Source organism: Streptomyces bottropensis ATCC 25435 (assembly GCF_000383595.1).
Lineage (GTDB): Bacteria > Actinomycetota > Actinomycetes > Streptomycetales > Streptomycetaceae > Streptomyces > Streptomyces bottropensis.
The window spans coordinates 5395001-5415147 of the sequence record NZ_KB911581.1; the positions used below are offsets into that span (position 1 = coordinate 5395001).

A 20147-nucleotide genomic window follows, 5' to 3' on the forward strand; every position below is an offset into this window, starting at 1 on the left:
AGGCGGGGAGCAAGGTGGCCCGTGGCCTGCCGGTAGGAGCGCAGCGCGGCGAGCTTGGACTCCCATGCCTCATCGCCCGGCTCCCACACCAGCCCGGCCTCCGGCGCGTCCAGCAGGGTCTTGCGCCGCTCCTAAGCTTGACTCTGTCGGGGATCTTGGTGCCGCCGAGGTCAGCTGCCCAGGGTTCGCCAGGACTTCGGCCGGGGTATCTCACGCTGGTCTAGATAGTCCTGGAAGGCAGTCGGCTGGCGGGGCGTGGGGGGTTCCTCGGTGGGTGGCAGTCCGCTGAGGCGCTCGATGTTCACTGCGCTGGCCGTCAAGACGTGCTGGATGTGGGCCTTTCCCTGTCCTCGGTAGCGGCAGCGTCGCATGCCGTGTCCGTGGGCGAACTCGTTGACCGTGCTCTCCACTCCGGAGCGGACCGCGTAGCGGGCCTTCCACTCGGGCGTTTGTTGTTCAGTGCGGACGCGGAGTTGCAGGTCACGGAGTTCTCGCGGCGGGAATCCCACGGTGCGGGCGTTGTCGGCGGTGCTGGTGCACTGGGTGCGGGTCGGGCAGGGGCGGCACTGGCTCTTGGTGAACCGTGCCACGATCAGAGGTGCCGCGGTGGGCGAGGAGGTCGGGTAGGGGCCGTGCCAGCCCGCGCTGACCTGTCCCTGGGGACAGGTGACCTGCTGCTTGTCGTAGTCGAAGTGGAAGTCGTCCCGGGCGAAGCCCTCGTTCCGGCGGTGCTGGCGGGTGGGGTTGCTCTTCAGCGGCCCGGAGACGGTGACCTGGTGTTCGCGGGCGGCTTGCTCCAGGTGGGGCAGGGAGGTGTAGCCGGCGTCGACCAGGTGCTCGTCGGGCAGGAGTCCGCGGCGGGAGAGGCGGGTGTGGATGCCGGGCAGGACCTTGCTGCCGTAAGTGGTGGCCGCGGTGGTGGCCACGTCCGTGATCACGTTGGGGCCGTCGGGGGCACAGGTCTCGGTCAGGTGAGCGGAGAACCCCTTCCAGCTGATGATGTGTCCGTGTCGCGCGTAGCGGGCCGAAGTGTCGTAGGGGGAGACGATGGTCCGGGACGAGGACGGCAGTCCGGACCCGCCTTCCGTTTCGGCAGTGCGCCAGCGCAGGTGTCCTGCGGCGTCACGGTGGTAGTTCTGCACCATGATCTGGCGCAGGGCCTGGACACGAGGACCGGACGTGTGGTCCGGACCATGCCGGTGGAGGTGTTCCAGGAGCCGGACGGCGTCGTTTCCGGTGGCGAGGATTCTGGTCTTGGGTTTGGTGGGGTTCTTGCCCAGGCGGACCGGCCGGCCGTAGCGGAGCCCCCAGTCCTCGTCGACCAGTTCGTCGAGCAGGTGAGGGGACGTGCCGGCGACTTCTTCGAGTGCGGCGCGGACGGCCTCGGTGACCATCTCCAGGCGGGTCAGGTCGCGCACCGCGGCCAGGACGTGGGTGGAATCGGTGCGCTGGGTGGTGCGCTCGCGGACGAGACCGGCCTCCTTCAGGCGCGCGAGCGCGAGGTCGAGGAGGCGGTCGGCTCGGCCGCCCTCGGCGAGACGGTCTCGGAAATCGGCCAGCACGCTGTGATGGAACCCGGGATCGTCCAGCTCCATGGCCATCGCGTACTTGAGGTCGATGCGGCAGCGGACCGCCTCGGCGGCCTGCCGGTCCGACACGCCGAGCAGGAACTGCAGTACACAGACGGTGGCCAGCTGAGCGGGCGAGAGACCCGGACGCCCGTCACGCGGGTACCAGTCGGCGAAGTCCTCGTCATGCCACAGCCCGTCCAGCCGGTCACGCACCCATATCGCCGTCGTGCCGCCCGGGTTGCTCGCCCGCGCGACCTGCGCAGTCAGAGACGGGACCTGCTCACCGGAACGTGGACGAAGGGACAACGGGCACCTCGACAACTGCATCGGTCATCGGAACTACCCGACCATGCCCGTTGACCAGGCTGCCGCACCGCGAAACTCCAAGATCCCCGACAGAGTCAAGCTCAGCCCGCCGGGCGCGCACCGGCTGGTGAAGCACGCTGAGACGGCCTGGTCCGCGAACCGCACCCTGGATGAGAAGCGCGCGGCCGCGACCGCGCATGCCGCCGCCCTGACCTGGACCGGGGACATCAGCGACATCAGGGGGGCCATCATCATGCTCGTCGACGACGTGTTCACCAGCGGATCCCAGCTCCAGCACGTCGCGCTCCGGCTCCGGGCGACCGGAGCCGCCGACGTCCGGGGGCTCGTTCTCACCCGAGTCCCCTGGAGCGGGTGACGCCGCCCCGGACACCGGGACTGGGCCTGTCGGCTGGCTCCGGCCTGTCGGTCAGTGCCGGACGCTTCGTGTCGAACTCACGCGGCTTGCCCAGGACGGTGGTCATGTGGCGGCTGAGGTGCCTCGTTGCACCTCAGTTGCCATCGTCTGCTCCCTTGAAGGTTGCGGATGTCGGTGGGCCCTGCGGAGCACCATCGACGCGATGTGCACCAGCCGGCTGGTGAACTCGTGTGGATCGAGTGGATCCGGGTCCTCGACCACCCACGCGCGGATGAAGTCACCCCAGCCCCCGGTGAGGAACGCAGCGATGTCTTCGGTCGTGCGCTCGTCGATCTGCCTGCCGTAGGTGTCGCACACCGCTTGGCGGTTGACCGGGAGGAAGAGGCTGTTCAACGCCTTGCTCAGGGCGAAGCCGCAGGGGCTCGTGTACAGGGCTCGATAGAACCGCCGATGGCTGGCCATGTGTTCGGCCAGCGCTAGTGCCTTGGCGGACACGGCGCCTTCGGATGACCAGTCCTCGGTGATGCGGGGCAGCAACTCCCGGCGCGCGAGGTCGAGCGCGGCCTCCAGCAACAGCGTCTCGCGGTCGTGGAACTGCTGGTACACCAGCCGCCGGCTCACGTCCGCGGTGTCGGCGATCTCCGCGACGGGCACATCAGCAGTGCCCCGCTCGCTCACGAGCGTCACTGCGGCCGCCATGAGCACGGCCCGGGATCGGCGAACGCGGCGATCCCGGGCGGGCGGCAGCGTGGGGGACTCCAGCATCATGACCAAAGTATTGCGCACGTGCGCAAGAATTCGCAAGTGTTACGTATCTGAAGGGCGCGCGACACTAGACGTCGCTGGGCGCGGAACGCATCGTCACCCATTGCCCGACGGCAACGAGCCCGGCGGGCCGGGACACAGCCGTGCTTCGGCGGCCATCGTCTCGCCCACTACTGCACGGACGGCGGCGGCGAGCTGATGCCGGGCAGCCGCCAAGTCCGACGCTCGCGCCTGTGCGGTCGCCGGTGAGTTCATGGCCGCCGGGGCGACGGACCACCGAGCGGCGGGGTGTGACCGGCGCCGGGCCGGCGTCTCCCTCACCACTGAGCCTCCGCCAAGTTCGTTTCCGCAGTTCAGTGGGGCTGGTGCGATGTGTCGATGAGGCCCTCACGCTGGCAGGTGGGCGGATTCTAGGGATCATCGGGGCTTCAACCGGCCCCTACCCCACCGAGGACGACGTCGACCCGGATCTGATCAACGCGGGCAAGGAGACCGTGACCGTCCTGCCGGGCGCCTCCTTCTTCGACTCGGCCCTGTCCTTCGGCATGATCTACGGTGGACACGTCGACGCCGCCGTCCTCGGCACCATGCAGGTCTCCGCCGCCGGCGACCTCGCCCATCGGATGATCCCCGGCAAGATGGTCAAGGGCATGGGCGGCGCCATGGACCTCGTGCACGGCGCCCGTTGCGTGATTGTCCTCATGGAGCACACGGCCAAGGACGGTTCACCGAAGATCCTCCAGGAGTGCGCGCTGCGGCACTGTCACGTTGGCTGACCGGTGGGATGATCTTCTGGTGATCAGCCTGGGAAGGGTCGTCGGTGGGGAGCGTGTCGCTGTCGTACAAGGGGCACCGGTACTCGGTCGAGGTCATCTCCCACTGTGTGTGGCTGTATCACCGTTTCCCGCTGTCGTTTCGGGAAGTCGAGGAGCTGATGCTGGAGCGCGGTGTCGTCGTCTCCTACGAGACGGTGCGTCGCTGGTGCGCCAAGTTCGGGCAGGCCTGCGCGGGCGCGCTGCGCCGCCGACAGCCCCGGCCCGGTGACAAGTGGCACCTGGACGAGGTCTTCATCAAGATCAACGGCGAGCTGAAGTACCTGTGGCGGGCCGTCGACCAGGACGGGAACGTGCTGGACATCCTCGTGCAGAACCGTCGGGACAAGACCGCAGCCAGGCGATTCTTCCGCAAACTCCTCAGGAAGACCCGCACGGTGCCCCGGGTGATCGTCACCGACAAGCTCCGCTCCTACGGCGCCGCCCGCCGCGAGGTCATGCCCTCCGTCGAGCACCGTTCCCACAAGGGCCTGAACATCCGGGCCGAGAACAGCCACCAGCCCACCAGGCAGCGTGAACGGGCGATGAAAGGCTTCCGCTCCGCGGGCGGGGCGCAGCGGTTCCTGTCCGCGTTCAGCGGCATCTCGCCCCACTTCCGGCCCCGCCGCCATCTGATGCCCGCCCACGGCTACCGAGCCGAGATGACCGTCTGCTTCGCCATCTGGGAGCACATCACCGGCGTTGCCGACCTCGCCACCGCGGCCTGAACACAGCCCGGAACCAGGCTCCACCACACCACGACGCGCCGTCAGGCAGTCACACAGCCAACAACGTGACAACGCCCCGGGATCGAGGAAGACTGGCTCGGGAGCGGTGCTCCGATGTGGTGGAGTCATGCGGATGCCGCCACCAACCGCAAGTGGATCGAGCAGGCAGGCCTGACGGTTGAGTGGGAGGAGTTCGTCCCCGAAGGCGATGGCGGGCATGCCCTGTTCTGGGTAAGCCGCCCCTGACAGCCCGAAGCGGCCGAGCCGCTCGGCGACTGCGTCCTGGGGATACGAGCGTTGCTCGGCATGCGACTCGAACTCGACCTCTCGCCCGGGCATTCGCCGGACGTGGAGGGGGCCTTCGACTGATGCCCGGGGACACGGTGCGTTGTGCGATGGCTTCGACCAGGGTTTCTGTGATCCTCCACCTGCTGGTTCCAGGGAGGTTTCCCCCCGATCGCTGCGCTGCCCAGCGCCGACAAGAACCATCCGTTCAGCCCGGAGCCGCTCCGGCACGTCTTCCTCGCCACCCCGCACGCGAGCCCGCTGGTGCCGTGCGGAGAAGTGGTGAGGGACGTCGCCCGTCCCTTCACCGCGGTCGGCGGGGCCTGTCGTTCACCGGGGGAGGCTGTTGCCCCACAGCGACTTGTCGTCCGCGTTGTCCCAGGTCACCAGCCGAGCGGGCAGCTGGTCCTCCAGACCGTTGGGGATCTTCACGATGGTCGAGTGGTGGTCGGTCGGACCCGGCTTGAAGGTCCTGCCCTTCGCTGCGGCCTTCGCGTAGTACATCGCGTACTTGGCGTACAGATCGGCGGGCTGGGAGACGGTCGCGTCGATGTACCCGTCGCGGATGGCGTCGAGTTCTTGCGGGATGCCGTCGTTGGAGACGATGGTGATGTGGCCCTTATTGCCCGCAGGCTTGAGCAAGCCCTTCTGCTCGAGGAGCGCCAGGGTGGGCTGCAGGAAGACGCCGCCGGCCTGCATGTAGATGCCGTTCAGGTCGGGGTGCTGGGCGAGTAGCGACTGGAGCTTGGCGGAGGCGACGTCGCCCTTCCACTCGGTGGGCAGCTCGAAGACCTTGATCTTCGGGTACTTCTCCTTCATGCACTGCGCGAACGCCGCCGAGCGGTCGCGTCCGTTGATGGAGTCCAGGGCGCCCTGGAACTCGGCGACCTTGCCCTTGCCACTCAGTTGCTCGCCGAGGAACTCGCACGCCTTGGTACCGTACGCCCGGTTGTCGGCGCGCACCACCATGTAGACGTCGCCCTTGTCGGGCCGGGTGTCGACACTGATCACCGGGACCTTCGCAGCCGACAGCGTGTCCAGGGTGGAGGCGATGGCGCCGGAGTCCTGGGGCGCCATGATGATGGCCTCGGCGCCCATGTTCTGGAACAACTGGACATTGGCGACGAGCCTGCTGACGTCGTTCTGTGAGTTGCTGACCGGCAGGGCGTCGACGTCCGGGGATCTGATGTCCTTCTTCAGGTAATGCCCGTAGGAGTTCCAGAAGTCGGAGTCGGCGCGAGGCAGGTCGATGCCGATGGTGGGCTCGTCGCCGCTCGAGGAGTCCGTGGTCTCGCGGTTGCATGCGGTGGCGAGCGCCATGATCGCTAGTACGGCGGCGGTGGAGCGGGGGCGAGCGAGCTTCATGGCCGTTCTCTCTCGAGTCAGGGCGGTAAGCCGTCGGGGCGACGGGGGAAGGTGGCGTACTCGCCTGCGGGAGAGAGGCGAGGCTGGCGACCGGGCAGGCGGCTGGTCGGCACAGGGGCATGCGCGGACCGCTCTCGACGTGGAGTGAATGAGGGTCAGCCTGAGACCGAGACATGGGAGAACACCGGATGTGACGACCAGTCCTCCGATGTATCTGGATTCGGGAGGACGCTACGCCGATGTGGCTCGGGTTGGCAAGGGCCAGTGCGCCGGCTTGCGCGACACTGCCCACGGACTCCACCGCCCGCCGCACCCGTTACCGCACCGCGTTCCCACCTGCCCATGGGTATCATCGGCAGTGAAGTTCGGCCGATGTTCCCTGTCGGCCGACGCTCCTGTGCCCACAGTCGCCACCCAGCTATACATCCGATGAATGGGGAAGTAGCCGAAGTCTTGCATCGAGCCTGCCCGTCGCGCCGCCGGGCGCCCAGGCGGCGCGGCCCCCTACCGGCCCAGCCGACGTGACAGCGCCTCCTGAACAGCTCGTTGGTGTCCAATCACCGAGCAACATCAGGAGGCCCTGGTGCCGCAGTGTTCCGTGTCGATGGCCGGGCAGTCCAGTTCAATCACGCTGGAGTGTGACTGTCTGCGCTTCCCGTTCGGCCATTCCTCGGTCGCGAGCGTCCTGACCGGGGCGCGCTCCTCCCACGAGGTGCGTGACACGGTGGAGCAGCTGCGGCGCCCGATTCCGGCCGCCCTGTGGGACGAGCTGCGCGCCGAGGGCCTGCTGGCCCCGGACACTCCTGTCCCCGCAGCCGCGCCGACCGGGGAAGCCATGCCGTCGGAGGAGCCGTCATGAAGGTCGCCCTGCACACCAAGGTCCGCGCCGACCGCATCGAGGAGTACGAGGCCGCGCACCGGCAGGTGCCCGAGCAACTGACCGTCGTCATCCGCGCCGCGGGCGTGGGGGAGTGGACGACCGGTGCGGCCGTGCGGCTACGACCTGCCCGTCATCGCACGGCCGGCCACGCCCCAGGGTGGATCACGGCTTCGGAGCTGGCGGGAAGGGTCTTGTAATCGCGGGACAGGCGTCGGTGCAGCATGAGCCAACCGAGGCTTCGTTCTACTGCCCGCGCCTTTTGACGACGTGAAAGCCGCGGATTTCCGGGTTTCTATTGACGACTTCGACATCGATTTCGAGGTTGGCGCCGTGCTCGATGACGGTGTTCGTGAAGTCGGTGTCGACTCAGCTTTGGAGAGGGCGGGTACATTGTCTTGGCCTGGTCGAGAAGCTCTATCCCTACGGCGTTTTCGGACGCAGGAAAGGACTCCGTCCGAAGTGCGAACATCCGGGTACGCCGCTTCATCGGACTGTAGGCGCCGAGGTAGATCATGAGACGCCACTGCCTCCCGACGGCGTTGGCCAGCGCGTCGACTTGGGTGACCGTGGCGATGCGCCGCTCAGCCGCCTCTTCCTACCGGCACCTTGATGCGGCAAGGATTTGCGTGTGGTCGGCTCGTCGTCCACGGCGGTCTCCATGATGGCCTTGAGGAGCCGGTATGCCTCGGCCGTCGTCGTCACCGTCGGCAGCAGCTGCCCGCAGGCGCACGGATGACGGCCCGTTCCGTCCGGTGCCCCGTACGGGAGAGGGGGCGCCGAACGGAACTACGCAGTCCGGGAGGTGGACACCGCTCAGGAGGTGAGCAGCGCGAGGTCCACGGCGTTGGCGATGGCCTGCATGCCGGCGCTGTTGGGGTGCAGATGGTCGCCGCTGTCGTAGGCGGGGAGCAATCGCGCCGGGTTGGCCGGGTCCCGGAGCGCCGCGTCGAAGTCGATCACCGCGTCGAAGGCGCCGCTGGTGCGGATCCAGTCGTTGACCTGGGCACGGATGGCGGCCTTGGCGGCGGTCTGCGAGGAGTGCGGCAGGATCGTCCCGCCGATGATTCGGACACCGGCCTGGTGCGCCTGGTCGATCATGGTCTGGTAGCCGGCGATGATCTGGTCGGCGGGGGTGGGGGTGGTGGTGTTGTTGATGTCGTTGATGCCCTCCAGCACGATGGCGTTCTTCACGCCCGGCTGGGTCAGGACGTCGTGGGAGAACCGGGTCACGGCCGCGATGCCCTGCCACGCGCTCGGGCTGTCGGTGACCACGCGGTTGCCGCCGATGCCCGCGTTGACCACGCCGAGGCGCTGACCGCCGGACTGGGCCTGCAGTCGCCGGGCGAGGTAGTCGGGCCAGCGCTGGTTGGCGTTGTTGGTGGCGCTGGCGCCGTCGGTGATGGAGTCGCCGATGGCAACGACGGTTCCCTTGGCCGTGGGTGACACGACGTCGAGTCCGGCGACGTAGAACCAGCGGGCCGTGGTGCTGGTGAAGTTCGTCGCGGCCTCCTCGGCCGCGTGGTTGCCGGTGCCCGCGGCGGACAGGTAGGAGGTCTGGTGGGCGTCGGAGTGGTAGGTCGAGGCACCGGTGGCGCCCGGGAGGTAGACGCTCACCAGCAGGTTCTGCTCCGCGACGACCGGCATCGGGATGACGTCGCTGGTCAGTTCCTGCCCCGCGGGGATGGTCGGCGTGGCCGACCGGCCGAAGGTGACGGTACGCGTGGTGCCCGCGACCGCGGTGGCGCCGCTAGACTGGACGGCCACGGTGACGGCACCTACCGAGAGCGCAGCGGTGCTGCGCAGGTTGGACAGCCGGATGCGCAGCCCCGCGCCGGAGGTGTTGTTGTGGACGACCATCCGGATGGTCTGCTGGGTGAAGGTCTGGCCGCCGCTGACCATGCTCGGGCCCCAGGTCGCCGAGCGCGGGCGCTCGGTCAGGCTCCACTGCTGGTTGGCCGTGTTCCGGCAGGTCCACTGGATGAGCGCGTGGTCCTCCGCGGTGGAGTTGTCGGAGACGTCCAGGCACAGGCCGCTGCGGGCGGAGACGATCGCCGAACCGCTGAAGGTCCAGCGCTGGTTGCCGGCGCCGGTGCAGGGCCACTGGATGATCGCGGCCCCCGCGTTCGTGGAGCCGTTCTGGATGTCCATGCACTTGCCGCTGTTGATGTTGACCAGCGAGAAGGTGCCGTCGCCGTGGTCGACCGCCTCCCACAGCTGGCCGGGGCCGCCGGAGGCGGTCTTCTGCACGACCGCCGCTGCGTTGGCCAGGGAGTCCGACAGCACGGCGGCGTTCTTGCCGCTGTGCGCCGCTGTCAGCGCGTAGACGTGGCCGCCCTGCGGCGCGCCCGCGGCCGAGGCGTCTGCCGCCGGGACGAGGGCGAGTCCGACAGCGGTCAGACAGGTGGCGGATGCCGTGGCCGTGAGTCTGGCGGCGAGTCTTCGGGTGGTGTGCATGTGCGGCCCTTCTTTGCTGGGTGGGGACGTGCGGCTCTTCCGCGTGGGGACGTGCGGGTCGAGGGGCTGGGGCGCTCAGGAGGTGACACTCCGCAGCACGTTGCTGTTGTTCGCGGTGGTCCCGCCCTCCACGTCGGCGGCCTTGCCGCTGTGCCGGGCGACCAGCCGGTGGCGTCGCCGGGCAGCGTGGTGGACAGCAGTGCCGGCTGGCCGTCCGGCCGCCGATCCTCACGCCGCCCATGTTCGCGTAGCCGCCGGTGGCCGAGTTGGCCCGGATCCGTACGAAGCCCACGTTCCGGGCGGGCCGTTCGGCCACCTTGGTGGCGCGGTCGCCGGCCCAGGTGCCGGTGGCGACCTGGGTGAAGTTCGTGCCGTCGGTGCTGGTGGAGATGCACGAGATACGCCCAGGATGCCACCTTCCACAAGACCGCCGGGCTGGAGATGCGGGCGATGGAGGGCGCGCCGTCCTTCCTGCCCTCGCAGGAGCTCCCGGACGTCCAGTACGCCGCCTTCGCCCGCTCCCTGGACCTGACCGGCATCCGCGCGGTGAAGCCCGAGGACGTCGAGGCCGGCCGGCGCGCGGGCCTGGAGGCGGGCGGCCCCGCGGTGATCGAGTTCCTGACGGACCCGGCGGTCCCGCCGCACGCGACCCGGCAGCAGATGGAGACCACCGCCGAGTCGATCCTGAAGGGCGACGCGGACCGGGGGCCGATGGTGCGGCAGGGCTTCAAGTCGAAGGTGCAGGAGTTCTGCCGGGGCGCGAGAAGAAGTGACGCGACGCCACATGCAAGCGGGAGACTGTGGGTCAAGCCCCGAACGTCCACAGCAGGTTGGTGTGCTGCTGCCACGTCCACTGCTTGGCCACGGCGCCTGCGGCGACCATGCCGCCACCGTCGAGGACCAGTCCCGTGCTGCGGTTGGCGATCGAGTACTGGCCTTGGCCGCGGTGGGTGATGCGCCACTGCTGGGTGTTACTGCCGTCCCAGGCCTTCTGCCGGGCCGGGTCGCCGTTGCTGGTAGCGCCCCAGCCGTCGGCGACCATGCCGTTGGTGCGGTTGACGAGCCTGTAGTAGCCGTTGCCGAGTTCGATTGCCTGCCACTGGAGATTGGCGTGGTCTATCGACTCCCACTGCTTCAGGTTGGAGCCGCTGGCGACATTGCCGCCGCTGTCCAGCGCCCAGTGGTTCGTGACATTGTTCAGGCGGAAGTACTTGTCGGGCCTGAACGTCACCTTCAGTGATCTGATCACGTCATTGTTGCCGGTCACCCCGAGATCGGGAGTGTTCGAGGTGAACGTCCAGGCGGTGCCGGTGAAGTTGTCGCCGGAGTAGCCCGTCACCTGGTAACCGTCGGGCACCAGGATGGAAGAGGCCGCGGCGGGCGCCAGGCCGGCGGCGGACAGCTGGGAGGAGGTGTAGCTGCCCAGCGGCAGGACGGCGCGGGCGCCTTGATAGTCGACGTTCTGGAACACCGTCGCGGAAACCCTCACGGGCATGCCCTGGACCTCGACGCACACCACGGAGGCGTTGGCGTTCGGCGCGGTGGCCGGCACGGTGACGTTGATCTGGTCGGTGACGGTGTACGGGAGCGAGACCGAGGGATTGTTCAGCAGATAGACGCGGCTGATCGTGTTGTCGATCACTGGGATCCGGAGCTGGCCGTTCGTGGGCCAGGTGAAGACATGGGCGAAGAGCTTGCCGCTTTTCTTGGTGACCCTCCCCCATGCGGGTTCGGTGGCGAACGGGCTGCCGCTGGTGCCGTGAATGCTGTCGCTGTACGTCGACATCCATGAGGCCAGGCCGTTCAGGACGGTCTGGGTTCCCGCTGTGACCGAGCCATCGCCCTTGGGGCCGATGTTCAACAGGAGGTTGCCGTCCCGGGAGACCACCGTGACGAGTTCCTGGACGACATCCTTGACGGATCTGTAGGAGTTCTCCCTCCCCGCTTGGTAACCCCAGGCGCCGTTCATGGTGGCGCACCGCTCCCACGGCCGGCCCATCGGCTCGGCGGGTATCCCGAACTCCGCGACCGCGTAGTCACCGAGCCCGTGGTCGCGCTTGACCCGTTCGTTGACGATGAGGCCGGGCTTGCGGGCGATCAGCCAGTTGTAGAGGTCGACGCCGTCCGATTCCAGCCACCAGTCCTCCAGGGTCGGGCTGGAGGGCTCGGCGAACCAGTCGCCGTCGAACCACAGCAGTGCCGGGTCGTAGCGGTCCAGCAGCTCCTGAAGCTGCGCCTTCATGTCGGCGATGTAGGCGGTGCGGGCGGCCTGCGACGACATCGTCGTAAGACCGCTCTCGTGCCGGTCGGTCTGGGAAGGGTGGTTCCAGTCGAGGATCGAGTAGTACAGGCAGAACTTGATCCCGCGGCTCTCGCACTCGGTCTTGAGGTTCATGAGCGGGTCGGTCTGGATGCCGTTGAAGTCGCGCAGGTTGTACAGCTTGGTGCCGGTGGTGTCGGTGAAGCCCGCCACGTCGGAGTTCCACATCGCGTAGCCCTCGTGGTGCTTGGCGGTGATCACGAGGTACTTCATGCCGGCGTTCTTGGCCAGCTCGGCGATGGTGGCGGCGTTGAACTGGGTCGGGTTGAAGTTCTGGGTGACCTGGTTCTGGTAGTTCGCCTTGCTCCACTGCTGGCTGTCGAACGCCCACTCGCCCTGGCCGAGGTAAGAGTAGGACCCGAAGTGGATGAACATCCCGAACCGGGCCTGGTACCACCAGTCCATCTTCGAGGGGACGGTGTACGCCTCGGCGGTGGCGGGCCACAGGGCCTGCGGCAGTCCGAAGGCCGCCACTCCTCCGGCAAGGGCGGCGGCCTTCATCAGAGAGCGTCTGCTGAGGGGAGCTGAGGACATGGTGCGGCTCCATGTGTCAGGGAGAGGGAAGGCAGGCGTTACGAGCGGACGGCTTGGGCGCTCCACTCCGCGTCACACCCGAGGAGTCATCGGATTGATTTATATGAGTACGGCGGTGGCCGCGTCTAGGGGCAAGACGATAATCCCTGGCAGCAATGGGCCTCTGAAGGGTTCCGAAGAGGGAGGGAGCGCCGAGGTTGGGCTATACATCGGATCTCTTCAGGAGGTACAGGCCAAGGGCGGCCCGCGCGAACGGGACGAGACAAGCAGGTGGTCGCCGCGGTGAGCGTGGCCGCCCCGGCCTGCCGTCTCCATCCGGAGGCGGAGACGGAGAGATCACCCAAAGGTCCTGACCACAGCAGCGACCGTACGGCGGTCGCCGCGGGGTGACCCCGCCCACGCTGCCGGCGCACTGCCCGAGCCGCGCCCTGTCCCGCGACGTGGGCCAAGCCACGCGTCAGGGGTGGTGAGGCCAACCTGCGCGGTTCTTCGCCGAACAGGCGGCACGAGCCGCGACATGGCGCAAGGTCGGCCACACGAACACGGTCGGCACGGCCGCGGTCGGGGCACGGCGCCGCCCGCCATGCGCTCGACAACCTCTCGGCTCATCGGTGGCGAGGCCATGTCCTCATTGAGGATTATCCATCCTGAAGTGGTTGGTCGCGGGTCTGGTGTGGGCTGCGGATGGCGTTCTCGTGCAGGTGGAGTTCTTGATCGTGCCGGGGTGATCGTCTGTCAAGTCACTGGGTTCTTCCGGATTCGCTGACACCTTCGGTAACCGTTCCCCCGCTGGCAAGGGACACCGAGCGCGTCTTTGACTTGCTGGAACACGGCAACGGTTATGTGAAGGGACACTGACGTGCGTGCACGGGGCATCAACTACGACACTGGGTTCCTCCCTGGGGAGGAAATTAGCGTCGGAGACCTTCAGGTCGCGGCTGGAGGTCGTGCATCGCCTGGTGCCGCGGGGCGTGGCGGCTGAGCAGGGTGGCGTACTCGGCCGTGAGGCCCGCGAGAGTGGCCTGTGGGGGACTGGGGGTTCCGGTCGGTGGGCGTCTCGCATCGGCCGGGCTTGGTCAGCAGCACGTTGATGGCCCTGGCGACCACGAGGGTCTGCCCGCTGGCGGTGACCGATGTGCTGCTGGCGGAGGTGACGACGCGGGTGACGCCTTCGTAGCCGTATGCGCCGTACCTGAACCTGGGCGGCACCTCCGGGGAATCGCGCCCCGGTCCTCTGCGAAACATGGCATGTCTACGGCAGAACGAATAGGTACTTTGATGAGCGAAACGGCCTCTTCATCTCCCGAGATGAGCGCTTTCATCCGCGCTACCCGCCAAACGGCGGGCAAGTCCCGCCGTACGGCGGCGTGCCGGAGCCCGGCGTACGCGCGGATCATCGCCGTACGATCCGCCACACGCAGCATGAGGAGCACAGGCAATGACGCTCACGCCGCCCCCGTTCGACCCGGAACTCGCCGCCGCCCTGGAGATGATCAAGGACACGTTGCTGACCCAGCTGACCATGGACGAGATCGAAGCCACCCGTAACGGTCCCGGTATAGAGATGTGGGCGGACATGGACCTGACCTTGGGCGGGGCGTTCGAGGTCGAGGACCGGGTCGTGCCGGGTCCCGAGAACGCGCCCGACATCTCGCTGCTGATCTGCCGGCCGGTCGATCCGGCGACGGACGGTCCGCTGCCCGTGATCTACCACGTCCACGGCGGCGGCATGGTGCTCGGCAACAACCGCGTCGGCGTGGACGCCCCGCTGCGCTGGGCCAATGAGCTGGGCGCGGTCGTGGTGTCCGTCGAGTACCGCCTGGCACCGGAGAACCCGTACCCGGCGCCCATCGACGACGTGTACGCCGGGCTGCTGTGGATCGCCGACCACGCCGAGGAGATCGGCGCCGACGCCGAGCGGATCGTCATCACGGGGGCCAGCGCGGGCGGTGGCCTGACGGCCGCGCTGGCCCTGCTCCTCAGGGACCGCAAGGGTCCGCGCCCCGTCGGCCAGATGCTGATGTGCCCGATGCTCGACGACCGCAACGACACCCCCTCCGTGTACCAGATGGAGGGCCTCGGCGCGTGGGACCGCACGGCCAACGACACCGGCTGGACCGCGCTGCTGGGTGAGCGGCGCGGCGGCCCGGATGTCTCCCCGTACGCCGCCCCGGCCCGCGCGGACGACCTGACCGGGCTGCCCCCGGCCTTCCTCGACGTCGGCTCCGCCGAAACGTTCCGCGACGAAGTGGTCGCCTACGCCACCCGCCTGTGGCAGGCCGGCGGTGCCGCCGAGCTGCACGTGTGGCCGGGCGGCTTCCACGGCTTCGAAAGCTTCGCCCCCCAGGCGGTCCTCTCCCAGGCATGCCAGGCGGCCCAGGTGGCGTGGCTGCGCAGGCTCCTCGCAGAGTGACGGGGCTGGGTACCGGGGGGTGTGGCTGACGCGCGGCTGCCACCGCGCACCCGCCTGCCCACGCGTGGTGGGGGAGGCGGTTTCTTTCGCCGCGGGTTGCGGAGGGGGTTGGTCGCGTAGTTCCCCGCGCCCCTTCAGGGGCGCGTACGCGGCGGTCGCGCGGGGGAGGCGGCCCGTGCCGCACTCCCCCGCGCGACCTGTGAGCGTACACACTCCACGAAACGTGGCCCCTTGGCGCACCATGGGGCCATGAAAGAGCTGGCGGGGCGGCTGACCGCACTGGATCCGGATGCCGGCGCCGCCGTCCGGGTCATCGCCTACTTCGACCGGCTGGCCGAGCACCGGGCCGGTCTTGAGGCGATGGTGCGCGGGGTCGCCGTGCTGGCCGGGTGTCCGGCGCGGCTCGCCGACGCCGGGCGGCGGGTACGTCTGCGGGTCGAGACCGACGGGCACCGCCGGGACACGGACCAGTCTCCCGACCCCGCGTGGCCGTCCGCCGCGCTGTCGCCGGACGGTGCCCCGGCGCTGTGGCTGGAGCGGGCGGGGGCACCCAGCGTCGTCGACGCGGTGACCCTCGAACGGGCGGCGGCTGCCATCCGCGTCGTCCTCGACCGCACCCGTGGCCGCGCACCGACGGCCCACGCCGACGACCCGGCGCTCGTGGAAACCCTCCTCGACGCCACCGCACCCGAGCAGGTACGGCTGCACGCGGCCCGGCAACTGGGCCTGGACCCGGCCACCCGGGCCCGCGTGGCCGCGCCGTTCGACGGCCCGCCCCGCATCGTGAACGCCTCCGCCCGGCGTGGACCGATCCACCCGCACGCCCGGCCGTCCACCCCCGGGCCGGCACCGGTACCGGCCCGGGGCACCGCACCGACCCACGCCGGACCCGCCACCGCGGACCCGGGACCGGCGCACCTCGACGCCGGATCCGCCGGCACCGCCCTCCCACCGGGCCGGGTCGGTGTCGGCCCCGCCGTGCCCCTGCTCGAACTGCCGGACTCCTGGGCCGCCGCCCGCACCGCGCTCCGTTTCACCGCCGACGGCACCCCGCACGACCCCGGACCCCGGGTCGTGTACGCCGATGAGCTCGGCGGTATCGGGCTGCTCGCCGAGCTTGTCGTGCCGGGGGCCGATCCGCCGCCCGATGTGCGGGCGCTGGATGCGGCGGTCGCGGACGCGCCCTGGATGCTGACGACGTTGCACGCGGTCGCCTCGACGGCGAGCCTGCGGGCAGCCGCCGTCGAGGTCAACGTCCACCACTCCACGCTCCAGGACCGGTTGGGCCACGCCGAGGCGCTGCTCGGGTGGGCCGTCCGTACCCCACAGGGCCGACTCAGGCTGCAACTGGCCCTGGCCATGCGGCATTTGGGGCGCGCATAGGGGAGATGCAGGCGAGGTACAGGGGAGGTGACCCATACCAGGCGGTCACCGGACGGTCCGGTGAAAGCCTTCGGTCAGGGCCGCAGGTCTTCCGGGTGGTACAGCGCTTCGTCCAGGGGGTGCGGAAATCCGTCTTCCTTAGTTGTAGTGGCGCAGGAAGTAGCCCGGGTAGTTGTACGACTCGAAGCGAACCGAGCCCGACGCCGTGCCCGTCCGGGCGATGAACGTGGCGTCCTTCGCGAAGGTCGACGTACCGGCGAAGGTAGTTGCCGGAGCTGTCGCGGAACGAGTAGCCGCCCGCGTCGGCCAGTCCGGCGACGGCCGTGAAGGTGGACGCCTGTTTGACCGCGGTGGTGCTGGAAGTGCTCACCACGGGGAGGTTGATCAAGGGGCAAGGCCCACGTTCGGCGAGGCCTCCAGTCCAATGCGGCCCCCTGCACCGACAGCTTCCTCGTTCTGAACCGGTCTATCGCTGTGTCTGCCTGGTCCCCGCAGTGCACGGCGGCCTTCGCCCTGATCCTGTGTTCCAGGTCTGGAAACACAGGATCGGTACGAAGGCCGCAGACGTGTGTGTGCTGGTGCTGGCGCTCAGCGAGACGGGTTCGCCTGAGCTCGCCCTGCAGAACCGACGTTGCGGAGAGCAGCCGCCTTCTACCCCGCGGACGGCGGGCCCAGGAGCACCACCTCCAGCGCACTTCCCTCCGCAGGCCAGTCCGTGCGCGGCTTGTCCTGGTTTGCTGGCAGGGATTCCCAGCGGAGATAGTAGGTGCCGGTGTCGTTGCGGCCGGCCAGGTCGGTCTGCAGTCGCACCGCCAGGCCAGGGTAGGTGCCGCGCACATCCGTGATCTCGGCGGGCAGCGCCGGGGTCGCGGCCTCCGCCACGGGGTGCAGGCCACCGTCGATGACGATGCTCCGCGGTTCACCCGAGCAAGTGAAGTCGACGCGGATGTTGCCATCCTCCATCACCTCGGAGCCGAGCATGGACACTGTGAAGACGAGGCTGCCGCCACCGCCGAAACTCCAGCGGCCCTTCCAGTCGCTGACTTGGTGGATGTCCCACGCGCCTGATCCGTCGGGGCGCGCGACGTAGATCTGGGAGTTCCCGTCACCGTCGTACTTGTGATAGCTGATGACCGGAGTGCCCTCGGCGTCGAAGCCGAGCTTCGCGTTGCCGTTGAGCAGACCGCCGCCGTTGGGCACCGGGTCGATCACATCCGCCTCGCCGTACCGGAACGGGGTCGTCAGCGCAGTGCCGGCACTGTCGAACCAGTCGACGAGGTTCCTGCTCTTGGCGTAGCTCAGCCGACTGTTGGTCGCGGCGTCACCAGTGTCGCGCCAGACCCAGATCATGTGGAACCATCCGTCTGGTCCGAGGGCGGGGTTCTCGAAGTAGGCGTTCCACGTCCCGCTCGGATTGTCGTCGGATCCCTCGCCGTCGAAGAGCGGCTCGTCGACCAGCCGCGACCAGGCGGAGGAGGCCTCGTCATACACGTTGAAGTAGGTCACGCCGTCACCTGACCCACCATTGCGATGGCTGAAGACGAGACTGCCGTCCTGGCGGTTGACGAACTCCGGATAGGTCACCGAGTTCTCGGTCGACGCATCGATCATCGTGGTCACCCGGGTCAGCGACGTCACGTCGCCGGGCACGGTGGTGCGGAAGTACACCAGCGCCACGTTGTGCATGTTGCCGGACACATGGAGGTTGCCGTCGCGGTCCAGTCCCATCGAGACGTAGTTGTGGCTGTCCCAGCCCAACGTCGAGGGGAGCACCTTTGTGGTCCAGCTGTCGTCCGAGAGGCTGCGGTGCGCGATCGTCATCCGGCGTGCGTCGTCGTAGTAGGCCACGTACTGATCGTCATTGTGTGTCAGTACCCGTTGCGTCACCGGCATGCCGGCCCACGTCGTGTCCACCGGGATCGTCTGGAGCACCTGCTGCTGGGCATCGGGGAAGTCGTAGGAGCCCTTGTCCACCGTGCAATCGAGCGTTCCCGGAGGTGAGATGGCCGGGGTGGAGGTCGTGAGGGAGAACGACTTCGCGCGCAGGTTGCCGGTGTTCGAGTAGAGGCCGGCGGAGCCGCCCACACGGGTCGGGTCGGTGGTGGGCAGCGTGTACGACGTGTCGACGAGGGTGGCCCCGGAGTCGCTGTTGCGCACCGAGACGGTGAAACGGGTCCCGGTGCGACCGAGGTTCAGTTCGAGAGATGTGCCGTAGGGCGCGTTCATGTTTCCCTGGGCGAGCACGGTCGGTGTGGTGCTGGCCGCCATCTTCAGCAGCTGCCACTGCCCCGTGCGGGCCCCACCGGCGGTCGTCACGCGCAGGACGTAGTAGTCCAGCGAGGGCGTTCCCTGTACGTTCGCCGCGATACCGCTCCATTCCGCACCGGAAGGCGAGCTGCTGACGATCCTGATCTGAGCACTCACGGTGTACGAGCTACCGAGCTGAACCGGACGGTAGGTGGCGACAGCGTTCGTCGGGGTGGCAGCGGAGAGGGCTTCACCGGATGCGATCGACCACGTTCCTCGGTCGGAGGCCCAGTTCGCCCCGAGGGAGCCGTTGGCGCGTTCGAAGTCATCGGACCGCGTTGCCGTAGGTGTGATGGCCGGGGTGGAGGTCGTCAGGGAGAACGACTTCGCGCGCAGGTTGCCGGTGTTCGAGTAGAGGCCGGCGGAGCCGCCCACACGGGTCGGGTCGGTGGTGGGCAGCGTGTACGACGTGTCGACGAGGGTGGCCCCGGAGTCGCTGTTGCGCACCGAGACGGTGAAACGGGTCCCGGTGCGACCGAGGTTCAGTTCGAGAGATGTGCCGTAGGGCGCGTTCATGTTTCCCTGGGCGAGCACGGTCGGTGTGGTGCTGGCCGCCATCTTCAGCAGCTGCCACTGCCCCGTGCGGGCCCCACCGGCGGTCGTCACGCGCAGGACGAAGTAGTCCAGCGAGGTCGTTCCCTGTACGTTCGCCGCGATACCGCTCCATTCCGCACCGGAAGGCGAGCTGCTGACGATCCTGATCTGAGCACTCACAGTGTACGAGCTACCGAGCTGAACCGGACGGTAGGTGGCGACAGCGTTCGTCGGGGTGGCAGCGGAGAGGGCTTCACCGGATGCGATCGACCACGTTCCTCGGTCGGAGGCCCAGTTCGCCCCGAGGGAGCCGTTGGCGCGTTCGAAGTCATCGGTCCTGGTCACTTGGTCGACGGCCGACGCCGGAAAGGGCGCGGAAAGCGTGACCAGCATGCACGCCAGGGCGGCGGCACTGGCGATCAGCGTGGCCCGCAGCCGCGGCAGGAACCTTCGACGTCTTTGTGTCATGGGCATGATCGTTCCTTCTGTGTCGGTAGTACCTGACGTGAGACAGGGCTGCGGACGCATGGGCGAAGCCCGCCGCGGGTGACCGCCATGCCGCTGAGCGCCAGTTCGGCGGGTGATCGGCTCCGACAAGGCCTTCTCTTGGCAGTTCGCAGGACAGCACACGATGTCATGACTGGCCTTACAAACAGCATGTGTCGGCGGGGGTAACATAGGATGTATTACTGGGACACCATCGGTGGTCCGCCTAGGGCCTCGACAGAAATCGCCAGGTGAGCCCCGAGAGTGCAGCTGGCAGACGCGTCCGACCCCCAGGGCTAACTGCTCCGAACATAGGATATATTCAGCCGATAGGTCGGATTGCGCTCTCGCTTCACCGCCGTGCGCGTGCGGGCCCCGGGCAAGGCGGTCGACCGTCCGTCGCGGCCTGGGACTTGACCTTCCAGGGCCACTCTTGGCCGTGCCGGCACCACCCGTCCCCCTCGTGACCGCCGCCCCACACCTCCCTCACCGCTGAGTGATTGGCCGGGAACATGGTCCGGGCGGCCAATGAGGACATGGCCTCGCCACCGATGGGCCGAGAGGCCGTCGAGCGCATGGCGGGCGGCGCCGTGCCCCGACCGCGGCCGTGCCAACCGTGTTCGTGTGG

At 68.5% G+C, this 20147-nt stretch carries 11 protein-coding genes and 6 pseudogenes; 7 read left to right on the plus strand and 10 right to left on the minus strand.

All coding sequences use genetic code 11. The features are described 5' to 3' along the window. Positions 1-170: 170 nt before the first annotated feature. A complete protein-coding gene (locus STRBO_RS0123985) occupies positions 171-1784 on the minus strand; it encodes an IS1182 family transposase (RefSeq protein WP_020114910.1) in 1614 nt (537 codons plus the stop codon). 136 nt (positions 1785-1920) lie between these two features. Between STRBO_RS0123985 and STRBO_RS0123990 the strand changes: the two genes are divergently transcribed. Further along, a complete protein-coding gene (locus STRBO_RS0123990; RefSeq protein WP_005476668.1) occupies positions 1921-2253 on the plus strand; it encodes a hypothetical protein in 333 nt (110 codons plus the stop codon). Between the two features lie 102 nt (positions 2254-2355). Here the strand turns inward: STRBO_RS0123990 and STRBO_RS0123995 are convergent, their stop codons facing one another. After that, entirely contained in the window at positions 2356-3021 is a 666-nt protein-coding gene (locus tag STRBO_RS0123995) for a TetR/AcrR family transcriptional regulator (RefSeq protein WP_237547440.1), read from the minus strand. A gap of 410 nt (positions 3022-3431) precedes the next feature. Between STRBO_RS0123995 and STRBO_RS44880 the strand changes: the two are divergent. Next, positions 3432-3773, plus strand: a pseudogene (locus tag STRBO_RS44880) (CoA-transferase); the annotation flags it as partial. A 65-nt stretch (positions 3774-3838) separates the two neighbouring features. Beyond that, the gene (locus tag STRBO_RS0124005; protein ID WP_020665598.1) at positions 3839-4558 is read left to right on the plus strand and encodes an IS6 family transposase; all 720 of its coding nucleotides are present in this window, start codon (positions 3839-3841) and stop codon (positions 4556-4558) included. A 615-nt stretch (positions 4559-5173) separates the two neighbouring features. Here the strand turns inward: STRBO_RS0124005 and STRBO_RS0124015 are convergent. Then, positions 5174-6208, minus strand: coding sequence for a sugar ABC transporter substrate-binding protein (locus STRBO_RS0124015; protein WP_005476682.1), 1035 nt, complete (start codon positions 6206-6208; stop codon positions 5174-5176). A gap of 583 nt (positions 6209-6791) precedes the next feature. Here STRBO_RS0124015 and STRBO_RS0124020 point away from each other — a divergent pair. Continuing rightward, positions 6792-7067, plus strand: coding sequence for a hypothetical protein (locus tag STRBO_RS0124020; protein ID WP_020114912.1), 276 nt, complete (start codon positions 6792-6794; stop codon positions 7065-7067). Continuing rightward, positions 7064-7186: pseudogene (locus STRBO_RS45675) on the plus strand (L-rhamnose mutarotase); the annotation flags it as partial. The gene STRBO_RS0124020 and the pseudogene STRBO_RS45675, both read left to right, overlap by 4 nt. A gap of 32 nt (positions 7187-7218) precedes the next feature. Here the strand turns inward: STRBO_RS45675 and STRBO_RS42010 are convergent. The 5 genes and pseudogenes from STRBO_RS42010 to STRBO_RS0124040 all read right to left on the minus strand — a co-directional run. Further along, positions 7219-7524, minus strand: a pseudogene (locus STRBO_RS42010) (transposase family protein); the annotation flags it as partial. A 45-nt stretch (positions 7525-7569) separates the two neighbouring features. Continuing rightward, positions 7570-7787 (minus strand): annotated as a pseudogene (locus STRBO_RS44890) (tyrosine-type recombinase/integrase); the annotation flags it as partial. Between the two features lie 114 nt (positions 7788-7901). Beyond that, positions 7902-9542 carry a GDSL-type esterase/lipase family protein gene (locus STRBO_RS0124035; protein ID WP_005476703.1) on the minus strand — a complete coding sequence of 547 codons (1641 nt, stop codon included), beginning with the start codon at positions 9540-9542 and terminating at the stop codon, positions 7902-7904. A 96-nt stretch (positions 9543-9638) separates the two neighbouring features. Continuing rightward, positions 9639-9933 (minus strand): annotated as a pseudogene (locus STRBO_RS46020) (alpha-L-fucosidase); the annotation flags it as partial. Positions 9934-10347: 414 nt separating this feature from the next. After that, positions 10348-12396: an alpha-L-fucosidase gene (locus tag STRBO_RS0124040; RefSeq protein ID WP_028796820.1), complete on the minus strand. Its 2049-nt coding sequence runs from the start codon at positions 12394-12396 to the stop codon at positions 10348-10350. 1438 nt (positions 12397-13834) lie between these two features. Here STRBO_RS0124040 and STRBO_RS0124050 point away from each other — a divergent pair. After that, positions 13835-14809: an alpha/beta hydrolase gene (locus STRBO_RS0124050; protein WP_005476706.1), complete on the plus strand. Its 975-nt coding sequence runs from the start codon at positions 13835-13837 to the stop codon at positions 14807-14809. Between the two features lie 249 nt (positions 14810-15058). Beyond that, positions 15059-16192, plus strand: coding sequence for a helix-turn-helix domain-containing protein (locus tag STRBO_RS0124055; RefSeq protein WP_005476707.1), 1134 nt, complete (start codon positions 15059-15061; stop codon positions 16190-16192). Between the two features lie 141 nt (positions 16193-16333). Here the strand turns inward: STRBO_RS0124055 and STRBO_RS42030 are convergent. Together STRBO_RS42030 and STRBO_RS0124060 are read right to left on the minus strand one after the other, a co-directional pair. Beyond that, positions 16334-16580, minus strand: a pseudogene (locus STRBO_RS42030) (AbfB domain-containing protein); the annotation flags it as partial. Between the two features lie 263 nt (positions 16581-16843). Continuing rightward, positions 16844-19711, minus strand: a complete 2868-nt coding sequence (locus tag STRBO_RS0124060) for a BNR repeat-containing protein (protein ID WP_245170613.1) — start codon at positions 19709-19711, stop codon at positions 16844-16846. Positions 19712-20147: the final 436 nt, after the last annotated feature.